Source organism: Streptomyces sp. NPDC093801 (assembly GCF_040701585.1).
Classification (GTDB): domain Bacteria; phylum Actinomycetota; class Actinomycetes; order Streptomycetales; family Streptomycetaceae; genus Streptomyces.
The window spans coordinates 80603-90911 of the sequence record NZ_JBFBDP010000034.1 but is presented as its reverse complement, the minus strand read 5'-3'; the positions used below and the strand labels follow the sequence as shown (position 1 = coordinate 90911).

Sequence of the window (10309 nt, the reverse complement as noted above, 5' to 3'; positions counted from 1 at the left end):
TCTGGCGTTGATTTTTGGCACGCTGTTGAGTTCTCAAGGAACGGACGCTTCCTTTGTACTCACCCTCTCGGGCTTTCCTCCGGGCTTTCGTTCTTTCCTGCGTTTCCGACTCTATCAGACTCTTTCGTGTCCGACTTCCTCGGTGCTTTCCAGGTCCTTCGCTTTCGCGCTTTCCCTTTCCGGCGGTTCCGACTCTATCAGATTCTTTTCCGTACCGTCTCCGGTGCGGATTCGAATTCCGATGGCCTTCGGAGGGCCTTTCCCTTTCGGGCGGGACAGACTTTATCAGGTTTCCCTGGTCCGTATTCCCACCCTCCCCGGCACACCGGTACGGGCACACGTGTGTGCGCCGTTCCGTGCGGGGTGGAGTCGTCAACGTACTGGAGCGGGGCCCCCGGATGCAAATCCGGTTGCCCCGCTCCGGTGATGTCGCTACCGCGGAGGCCTGGATCAGACCTCGACGACGACCGGGAGGATCATCGGGCGGCGGCGGTAGCCGTCGGAGACCCACTTGCCCACCGTACGGCGGATGAGCTGCTGGATCTGGTGCGGCTCGGCGACGCCGTCGGCCGCGGCGCGGGCGATGGCCTCCTCGATCTTCGGGACGATCGCCGTGAAGGCGGAGTCCTCGATGCCGGAACCGCGGGCCTGGATGTTCGGGCCGCTGACGACCTTGCCCGTGGTGCTGTCCACCACGACGAAGACCGAGACGATGCCCTCGTCGCCCAGGATGCGGCGGTCCTTGAGCGAGGCCTCGGTGACGTCGCCGACCGAGAGGCCGTCCACGTACACGTAGCCGGCCTGGACCTTGCCGGCGATGCGGGCCTTGCCGTCGATCAGGTCGACGACCACGCCGTCCTCGGCGATGACGATGCGGTCCTTCGGAACGCCCGTCATGGCACCGAGCTCGGCGTTGGCGCGCAGGTGGCGCCATTCGCCGTGGACCGGCATCAGGTTCTTCGGCTTGCAGATGTTGTAGAAGTACAGCAGCTCGCCGGCCGAGGCGTGGCCCGAGACGTGGACCTTGGCGTTGCCCTTGTGGACGACGTTCGCGCCCCAGCGGGTCAGGCCGTTGATCACGCGGTAGACCGCGTTCTCGTTGCCCGGGATCAGGGACGACGCCAGGATCACGGTGTCGCCGGGGACGATCCGGATCTGGTGGTCGCGGTTGGCCATGCGGGACAGGGCCGCCATCGGCTCGCCCTGGGAACCCGTGCAGACCAGCACGACCTCGTCGTCCGGCAGGTCGTCGAGGGTCTTGACGTCGACGACGAGGCCGGCCGGGACCCGCAGGTAGCCCAGGTCACGGGCGATGCCCATGTTGCGGACCATGGAGCGGCCGACGAAGGCGACCCGGCGGCCGTACTCGTGGGCGGCGTCCAGGATCTGCTGGATGCGGTGCACGTGGCTGGCGAAGGACGCCACGATGATCCGCTTCTGGGCACCCGCGAAGACCCCGCGGATGACGTTGGAGATGTCGCGCTCCGGCGGGACGAAGCCCGGGACCTCGGCGTTCGTCGAGTCCGAGAGGAGGAGGTCGATGCCCTCCTCGCTCAGACGCGCGAAGGCGTGCAGGTCCGTGAGGCGGTTGTCCATCGGGAGCTGGTCCATCTTGAAGTCGCCGGTGGCGACGACGAGACCCGCGTCCGTGCGGATGGCGACGGCCAGGGCGTCCGGGATGGAGTGGTTGACCGCGATGAACTCGCAGTCGAAGGGCCCGAGGTTCTCGCGCTCGCCCTCCTTCACCTCGAGGGTGTAGGGGCGGATGCGGTGCTCCTGGAGCTTGGCCTCGATGAGGGCGAGCGTCAGCTTGGAGCCGATCAGCGGGATGTCCGGCTTCTCCCGGAGGAGGTACGGGACGGCGCCGATGTGGTCCTCGTGGCCGTGCGTGAGGACGATGCCCTCGACGTCGTCGAGCCGGTCCCGGATGGACGTGAAGTCCGGGAGGATCAGGTCGATGCCCGGCTGCTCCTCCTCGGGGAAGAGGACGCCGCAGTCGACGATCAGCAGGCGGCCGTCGAACTCGAAGACGGTCATGTTGCGGCCGATCTCGCCGAGACCGCCCAGCGGGGTGACCCGCAGGCCGCCCTTGGGGAGCTTCGGCGGCGGGCCGAGTTCAGGGTGCGGATGGCTCAAAAGGTTCTCCTTCACCACGCGCGCCACGTGCCCCCTTCAGGCACGTGGCGCGCATGTCATTCGTGCACTTGCTCTTGTCTGTTTCGGTTCTGCTTGTTCAGTTGTGAAGTCCGTTGTCAGAGCTGTACCCCGCCGGCGGCGAGATCGAGCTTGAGCTGGGCGGTCTCTTCGTCGGTGAGGCCGACCAGCGGGAGCCGCAGCGGGCCCGCGGGCAGGCCCTGGAGGTTCAGGGCGGCCTTGGTGGTCATGACGCCCTGGGTGCGGAACATGCCCGTGAAGACGGGGAGCAGCTTCTGGTGGATCTCGGTCGCCTTCTGCACGTCGCCGCCCAGGTGGGCTTCGAGCATCGCGCGGAGCTCCGGGGAGACCACGTGGCCGACGACGGAGACGAAGCCGACGGCGCCGACGGACAGGAGCGGCAGGTTCAGCATGTCGTCGCCGGAGTACCAGGCCAGGCCGCTCTGCGCGATGGCCCAGCTGGCGCGGCCGAGGTCGCCCTTCGCGTCCTTGTTGGCGACGATGCGGGGGTGCTCGGCGAGCCGGACCAGGGTCTCGGTGTTGATCGGGACGCCGCTGCGGCCGGGGATGTCGTAGAGCATGACCGGCAGCCCGGTGGCGTCGGCGACGGCCGTGAAGTGCTGGAAGAGGCCTTCCTGCGGCGGCTTGCTGTAGTACGGCGTGACCGCGAGGAGGCCGTGGGCGCCGGTGCGCTCGGCCTGGCGGGCCAGCTCGAGGGTGTGGCGGGTGTCGTTGGTGCCGATCCCGGCCACGACGTGGGCGCGGTCGCCGACCGCTTCGAGTACGGCTCGTACGAGGTCGTTTTTCTCCGCGTCGGTGGTCGTGGGGGACTCACCGGTGGTGCCGTTGACGATCAGGCCGTCGTTGCCTGCGTCCACCAGGTGGACGGCGAGACGCTGCGCGCCGTCGAGGTCGAGTGCGCCATCCGCCGTAAACGGCGTGATCATGGCGGTGAGGACCCGCCCGAAGGGGGTCTGCGGAGTCGAGATCGGAGCCATGGGTAACACGCTACTCGCTGCCATGCTCGCGGTGTCCCCTCGGGGGACGTGAACCGGGGATCGGTCGTGCGCCTGCCCCCGGTGGTGGCCGGGGGTGGCCGGGCTGTTGGATCCCGGCACTGCCTGCTCGGGGGTTCAAGCAGTGCCGGGTCCGTTTGATCAGCCTAGATGAACTTTCCGAAACGCCGCAATACGGACACTTGGGACTTGGTCGGGCACATCCGTACGCCGTGCGTGCATCGGTCCTTACGGGGCAACGCGACCGTTGCCGTTGAAGGCCGCGTAGGTCAGCGGCATGAGCTTCGCCCAGTGCTGCTCCATCTTCTCGCCGACCATCTCGATCTCCCGCTGCGGGAAGGACGGCACCTTCGCCAGCTCGTGCTGGGTGCGCAGGCCGAGGAAGTGCATGAGCGAGCGCGCGTTGCAGGTGGCGTACATCGACGAGAACAGGCCGACCGGCAGGACCGACCGGGCGACCTCGCGGGCCACGCCGGCCGCGAGCATCTCCTGGTACGCCTCGTAGGCCTGGCGGTAGCTGTCCTCCATGACCCGGCCCGTCAGCTCCTGCTGCGCCTCGGTGCCCTCGACGAAGACGTACTTGCCCGGACGGCCCTCCTGGACGAGCTTGCGCTCGGCGTCGGGGACGTAGAAGACCGGCTGGAGCTCCCTGTAGCGGCCGGACTCCTCGTTGTAGGACCAGCCCACCCGGTGCCGCATGAACTCGCGGAACACGAAGATCGGGGCGCTGATGAAGAAGGTCATCGAGTTGTGCTCGAAGGGGCTGCCGTGGCGGTCGCGCATCAGGTAGTTGATGAGGCCCTTGGAGCGCTCCGGGTCCTTCTGGAGCTCGTCGAGGGACTGCTCGCCGGCCGTCGACACACGGGCGGCCCACAGCACGTCGCTGTCGGCGGCGGAGTGCTTGACCAGCTCCACCGTCACATCACTGCGGAAGCTGGGTTTCAGGTCGGGGGCGACGGTCTCGCTCACACGGGGTCCTTCCGAACGGGTCTTTCCAGGGGCCGCGCCCACTCTACGGCGAACGGCACGGCGAACCGCACGGCCCGCCCGCCCCGCCGCGGGGGCGGCCGCACCGCGCGGGCGGCTGACGGGGCGCCACGAGTTTCGGCGAATGTCCGGGAATCCGGCACCGATCGCGCCGTCCGTTCGTCTAACGGAACGGAAGTACGAGCCCCCGATCCCAAGGAGTGTTGCCCCATGTTTCGCCGCCGGCGCGAACCCGTCCCGTTCGCCTTCGTCGCCGAGGCCGACCGTTTCCGAAGCAATGTCACTCCGCCGCCGCGCGAGAGTCTGAGCATGACCCAGATCACCGCCCGTAGTCTGGTCGGGCTGACCGTGGTGGCGGGGCTCGTCGGCTCCCTGCTCTTCGGCATGCCCGCCCTGCAGCCCTACAAGGCCACCGGCAAGGCGCAGCAGTCGGAGGCCTCCGAGGGGCGGTAGCCTCACGGGCACAGATCAACGAACGTGCATGTGAGTGAGGTCCAGCCGTGCCCCTGCCCTTCCTGACGGCCGACGGCGTCTTCGACGCACACGAGGACGAGGCCCTCCCCCATGTGGATCCCGAGCGCTGGCGGCGTCCCTACCGGCCCGGCCCCTGGCGGGTGGCCGGTGCGGCGCTGCTGCTGCTGCTCTCGGCCTTCATGCTGCTGGCCACCGTGATCATCGCCTTCGCGGGCACCTGGGCGGGCGCCGCCGCCGCGGGGGCGGCCTCGCTCACCGTGATCGGGTCGGCGCTGCGGATCCTGCGCGCGGGCGTCTGGGTGAGCCCCGGCGGGCTGCGGTACGTGGGCTTCTTCACGACCCGTTCGATCCCCTGGAGCCAGATCGAGGGGATCAGGAAGGTCCAGCAGCCCGTGCGCTGGCTGGGGCTGCCGAGGACCGTGCAGGGGCAGGCGCTGACGGTGGCCGGGCGCGGGGGCGCGGAGCTCCCGGTGCTGCTGACCGACCACAGCGCCGACTTCCTGTCGCGCGCCGAGGCCTTCGACCGGGCGGCCGTCGTGGTGGAGGCGTGGGCCGAGGAGTACCGGGCCGTGCCCGCCTGACGGCGCGCCGAGCACGACGAGGGCCCGTACGGGGATCTTCCCGTACGGGCCCTTCCGTTCGCGCCGTGCGCGGCCGTACGGCCGCTACGCGCCGGCGTGCGCCTGGTGCAGGGCGATGGCCCGCTGCATGGCCTTGCGGGCCCGCGGGGTGTCGCGGGCGTCGTGGTAGGCGACGGCGAGGCGGAACCAGGTGCGCCAGTCCCCCGGCGCGTCCTCGGTCTCGGCCTTGCGGCGCGCGAAGACCTCGTCGGCGGAGTCCCGCAGGATCCGGCCGTACTGGTCCCGCTCCAGTTCGTCGACGGGCAGGCCGCCCTCCGCCTCCAGTTCGGCGGCGAGCCGGTTGGCCCGGGTGACGAACCGGGTGTTCATCCAGAGGAACCAGATGCCGATGAACGGCAGGATCAGCACGGCGGCACCGAAGGTGACGGTGATCCAGGTGCCCTGCTGGATCAGCATCAGGCCCCGGCTGCCGACCAGGACGAAGTAGACGACCAGGACGGCGGCCGTGAGGAAGTAGGTGATCTTCGCGCGCATGGTGCTACTGCCTCATCAGCCGAGGTCGAGGAAGTTTTCCAGGCCGAAGGTGAGGCCCGGGGTCTGCGTCACGCGGCGCACGCCGAGCAGGATGCCCGGCATGAAGCTGCTGTGGTGCAGGGAGTCGTGACGGATGGTCAGGGTCTCGCCCTCGCCGCCGAGCAGCACCTCCTGGTGGGCCAGCAGGCCGCGCAGGCGGATGGCGTGCACCGGGACGCCGCCGACGTCCGCGCCGCGGGCGCCGTCGAGGGCGGTGGCGGTGGCGTCGGGCTGCGCGCCGAGGCCGGCCTCGGCGCGGGCGGCCGCGATGAGCTGGGCCGTACGGGTCGCGGTGCCGGACGGGGCGTCGACCTTGTTGGGGTGGTGCAGCTCCACGACCTCGACGGACTCGAAGTAGCGGGCGGCCTGGGCGGCGAACTTCATGGTGAGGACGGCGCCGATGGAGAAGTTCGGGGCGATGAGCACCCCGGTCCCCGGGGAGCCGGCCAGCCAGGTCTCCAGCCGGCCGATGCGGTCCTCGTTCCAGCCGGTGGTGCCGACCACGGCGTGGATGCCGTGGCCGACGAGGAAGTCGAGGTTGTCCATCACCGAGTCGGGGGTGGTCAGCTCGACGGCGACCTGGGCGCCGGCCTCGGCCAGCGTCGCCAGCTTGTCGCCGCGGCCGAGGGCCGCCACCAGCTCCATGTCCTCGGCGGCCTCGACGGCCTTGACGGCCTCGGAGCCGATGCGGCCCCGGGCGCCGAGGACTGCCACGCGCAGCTTGCTCATGCTTGTTTCCTTCACTCCGAACGGAACTAGGCGACCGCTTCGTCCAGGCGGGCCGCCTGCTTCTCCTTGAGCGGGCCGACCACGGCGAGCGAGGGCCGCTGGGCCAGTACATCCCGGGCGACCTCGCGGACGTCGTCCGGGGTCACCTCGGAGATGCGGGAGAGCATGTCGTCGACCGACATCTGGTCGCCCCAGCACAGCTCGCTCTTGCCGATGCGGTTCATGATCGCGCCGGTGTCCTCCAGGCCGAGGACGGTGGAGCCGGAGAGCTGGCCGACGGCGCGCCGGATCTCCTCGTCGGTGAGTCCTTCGGAGGCGACCTTGTCGAGCTCGTCGCGGCAGATCCTCAGCACGTCGTGGACCTGGCTGGGCCGGCAGCCGGCGTAGACGCCGAAGAGGCCGGTGTCGGCGAAGCCGGAGGTGTACGAGTACACGCTGTAGGCCAGGCCGCGCTTCTCGCGGACCTCCTGGAAGAGCCGGGAGGACATGCCGCCGCCGAGGGCGGTGTTCAGGACGCCGAGGGCCCAGCGGCGGTCGTCGGTGCGGGCCAGGCCGGGCATGCCGAGGACCACGTGGGCCTGCTCGGTCTTGCGGCCGACCAGGTCGACGCGGCCGGCGGTGCGGATGCGCCGGGTGCCGGTGCGGGGGCCGAGGGGCAGGGCGTCGGTGTGCTTGAGCGCGCCGGCCCGCTCGAAGGCCGCGCGGACCTGGCGCACGACCTTGGCGTGGTCGACGTTGCCGGCGGCGGCCACGACCAGGTGGGTGGGGTCGTAGTGCTTCTTCCAGAAGCGGCGGATGCGGTCCGCGCCGAGGGCGTTGATGGTCTCGACGGTGCCGAGGACGGGGCGGCCCAGCGGCGAGTCCCCGTACATCGTGTGCGCGAACAGGTCGTGGACCATGTCGCCCGGGTCGTCCTCGGTCATCGCGATCTCTTCGAGGATGACCCCGCGCTCGGCGTCGACGTCCTCCTCGCGGATCAGCGAGCCGGTGAGCATGTCGCAGACCACGTCGATGGCCAGCGGCAGGTCGGTGTCGAGCACCCGGGCGTAGTAGCAGGTGTACTCCTTCGCCGTGAAGGCGTTCATCTCGCCGCCGACCGCGTCGATCGCGGAGGAGATGTCGAGGGCGGTGCGCTGGGCGGTGCCCTTGAAGAGGAGGTGCTCCAGGTAGTGGGTGGCCCCGTTCAGGGCGGGCGTCTCGTCGCGGGAGCCGACGTTCGCCCAGATGCCGAAGGTGGCGGAGCGCACGGACGGCAGCGTCTCGGTGACGACGCGCAGTCCGCCGGGGAGGACGGTGCGCCGGACGGTGCCGATGCCGTTCTCGCCCTTGAGGAGGGTTTGGGTACGGGCGACGGCCCGCCCCTCCGAAGAGGGGCGGGCCGTCACACGGGAACTACGCGACGTCACTTGTCGGAGTCGTCCTTGTCAGCCTCGGCGGCGTCCTCGCCCTCGATCACGGGGACCAGGGAGAGCTTGCCGCGCTGGTCGATCTCGGCGATCTCGACCTGCACCTTGGTGCCGACCGCGAGCACGTCCTCGACGTTCTCCACGCGCTTGCCACCGGCGAGCTTGCGGATCTGCGAGATGTGCAGCAGGCCGTCCTTGCCGGGCATGAGGGAGACGAAGGCACCGAAGGTGGTGGTCTTGACGACCGTGCCCAGGTACCGCTCGCCGACCTCCGGCATGGTCGGGTTGGCGATCGCGTTGATCGTGGAGCGGGCGGCCTCGGCGGCCGGGCCGTCGGCGGCACCGATGTAGATGGTGCCGTCGTCCTCGATCGTGATCTCGGCGCCGGTGTCCTCCTGGATCTGGTTGATCATCTTGCCCTTGGGGCCGATGACCTCACCGATCTTGTCCACCGGGATCTTGACGGTGATGATCCGCGGGGCGTTCGGGGACATCTCGTCCGGCGTGTCGATCGCTTCCATCATCACGTCGAGGATGTGGAGGCGGGCGTCACGGGCCTGGGTGAGGGCCGCGGCCAGGACGGAGGCCGGGATGCCGTCCAGCTTGGTGTCGAGCTGGAGGGCGGTGACGAACTCCTTGGTGCCGGCGACCTTGAAGTCCATGTCGCCGAAGGCGTCCTCCGCACCGAGGATGTCGGTGAGGGCGACGTAGTGCGTCTTGCCGTCGATCTCCTGGGAGATCAGGCCCATGGCGATGCCGGCGACGGGGGCCTTGAGCGGCACACCGGCGTTCAGCAGCGACATGGTGGAGGCGCAGACGGAGCCCATGGACGTCGAACCGTTGGAGCCGAGGGCCTCGGACACCTGGCGGATCGCGTAGGGGAACTCCTCGCGGGTCGGCAGGACCGGCACGATCGCGCGCTCGGCGAGCGCGCCGTGGCCGATCTCGCGGCGCTTCGGGGAGCCGACGCGGCCGGTCTCGCCGACGGAGTACGGCGGGAAGTTGTAGTTGTGCATGTAGCGCTTGCGGGTCACCGGGGAGAGGGTGTCCAGCTGCTGCTCCATGCGGAGCATGTTGAGGGTGGTGACGCCCAGGATCTGGGTCTCGCCACGCTCGAACAGCGCCGAGCCGTGCACGCGCGGGATGGCCTCGACCTCGGCGGCCAGCGTGCGGATGTCGGTCAGGCCGCGGCCGTCGATGCGGACCTTGTCCTTGATGACGCGCTCGCGCACCAGGGCCTTGGTGAGGCTGCGGTAGGCGGCGGAGATCTCCTTCTCGCGGCCCTCGAAGGCCGGGAGGAGCTTCTCGGCGGCGATGTCCTTGACGCGGTCCAGCTCGGCCTCGCGGTCCTGCTTGCCCGCGATGGTCAGCGCCTGGGAGAGCTCGCCCTTGACGGCGGCCGCGAGGGCCTCGTACACGTCGTCCTGGTAGTCCAGGAAGACCGGGAACTCGCCCTCGGGCTTGGCGGCCTTGGCGGCCAGGTCGGCCTGGGCCTTGCACAGGACCTTGATGAAGGGCTTCGAGGCCTCGAGGCCGGCGGCCACGATCTCCTCGGTCGGCGCCTCGGCGCCGCCCTTGACCAGGGCGATGGTCTGCTCGGTGGCCTCGGCCTCGACCATCATGATCGCGACGTCGCCGTCCTCCAGGACGCGGCCCGCGACGACCATGTCGAAGACGGCGTCCTCGAGCTCGGTGTGCGTCGGGAAGGCCACCCACTGGCCCTTGATCAGCGCGACGCGGACGCCGCCGATCGGGCCGGAGAAGGGCAGGCCGGCCAGCTGCGTGGACGCGGACGCGGCGTTGATCGCGATGACGTCGTACAGGTGGTCGGGGTTGAGCGCCATGACGGTGGCGACGACCTGGATCTCGTTGCGCAGGCCCTTCTTGAAGGAGGGGCGCAGCGGGCGGTCGATCAGGCGGCAGGTGAGGATCGCGTCCTCGGAGGGGCGGCCCTCGCGGCGGAAGAAGGAGCCGGGGATCTTGCCCGCGGCGTACTGCCGCTCCTCGACGTCGACCGTCAGGGGGAAGAAGTCGAGCTGGTCCTTGGGCTTCTTCGACGCGGTGGTCGCGGAGAGCACCATCGTGTCGTCGTCCAGGTAGGCGACGGCGGAGCCGGCGGCCTGGCGGGCGAGGCGGCCCGTCTCGAAGCGGATGGTGCGGGTGCCGAAGGAACCGTTGTCGATCACGGCTTCGGCGTAGTGGGTCTCGTTCTCCACTAGCGTTTTCTCCATTTTCGTCGTCTCCGTCCGCCACCCGTGTGGTGGAGGACGTCCGCCCGGCCACCCGTGTGGTGGAGGACGGTTGCGGAGAAGCGCTCCTGGCGTGCGGGCCGGTCTTCGATCGAAGCACCCGGTTCTCGGCCCCTCCGTGGGGGGCTTTCCGGATGCCA

The 10309-nt window shown here is 69.8% G+C and carries 9 protein-coding genes; 2 read left to right on the top strand and 7 right to left on the bottom strand.

Annotated elements, in window-relative coordinates; all coding sequences use genetic code 11:
* Positions 1 to 450: 450 nt before the first annotated feature.
* The 3 genes from AB0469_RS32495 to thyX form a co-directional block, all read right to left on the bottom strand.
* On the bottom strand, positions 451 to 2136 hold the full coding sequence (locus AB0469_RS32495) for a ribonuclease J (protein ID WP_042814165.1): 1686 nt from the start codon (positions 2134 to 2136) through the stop codon (positions 451 to 453).
* Positions 2137 to 2252: 116 nt separating this feature from the next.
* Positions 2253 to 3152, bottom strand: a complete 900-nt coding sequence (gene dapA, locus AB0469_RS32490) for a 4-hydroxy-tetrahydrodipicolinate synthase (protein ID WP_366455061.1) — start codon at positions 3150 to 3152, stop codon at positions 2253 to 2255.
* 246 nt (positions 3153 to 3398) lie between these two features.
* A complete protein-coding gene (gene thyX, locus AB0469_RS32485) occupies positions 3399 to 4139 on the bottom strand; it encodes an FAD-dependent thymidylate synthase (RefSeq protein WP_366455060.1) in 741 nt (246 codons plus the stop codon).
* Between the two features lie 228 nt (positions 4140 to 4367).
* Here thyX and AB0469_RS32480 point away from each other — a divergent pair, with 228 nt between their 5' ends.
* Positions 4368 to 4610, top strand: a complete 243-nt coding sequence (locus AB0469_RS32480; RefSeq protein WP_042814171.1) for a hypothetical protein — start codon at positions 4368 to 4370, stop codon at positions 4608 to 4610.
* Positions 4611 to 4657: 47 nt separating this feature from the next.
* Entirely contained in the window at positions 4658 to 5212 is a 555-nt protein-coding gene (locus tag AB0469_RS32475; protein ID WP_366455059.1) for a PH domain-containing protein, read from the top strand.
* A gap of 84 nt (positions 5213 to 5296) precedes the next feature.
* Here AB0469_RS32475 and AB0469_RS32470 read toward each other — a convergent pair whose 3' ends face one another.
* The 4 genes from AB0469_RS32470 to AB0469_RS32455 are packed head-to-tail and all read right to left on the bottom strand — an operon-like array spanning position 5297 to position 10136.
* Complete coding sequence (locus AB0469_RS32470) at positions 5297 to 5746, bottom strand: hypothetical protein (protein ID WP_042814173.1); 450 nt, start codon at positions 5744 to 5746, stop codon at positions 5297 to 5299.
* Positions 5747 to 5761: 15 nt separating this feature from the next.
* Entirely contained in the window at positions 5762 to 6514 is a 753-nt protein-coding gene (gene dapB, locus AB0469_RS32465; RefSeq protein ID WP_366455058.1) for a 4-hydroxy-tetrahydrodipicolinate reductase, read from the bottom strand.
* A gap of 26 nt (positions 6515 to 6540) precedes the next feature.
* A complete protein-coding gene (locus tag AB0469_RS32460; protein ID WP_366455057.1) occupies positions 6541 to 7920 on the bottom strand; it encodes a pitrilysin family protein in 1380 nt (459 codons plus the stop codon).
* On the bottom strand, positions 7917 to 10136 hold the full coding sequence (locus tag AB0469_RS32455; protein ID WP_042814178.1) for a polyribonucleotide nucleotidyltransferase: 2220 nt from the start codon (positions 10134 to 10136) through the stop codon (positions 7917 to 7919). Before AB0469_RS32455 ends, AB0469_RS32460 begins: the two co-directional genes overlap by 4 nt.
* Positions 10137 to 10309: the final 173 nt, after the last annotated feature.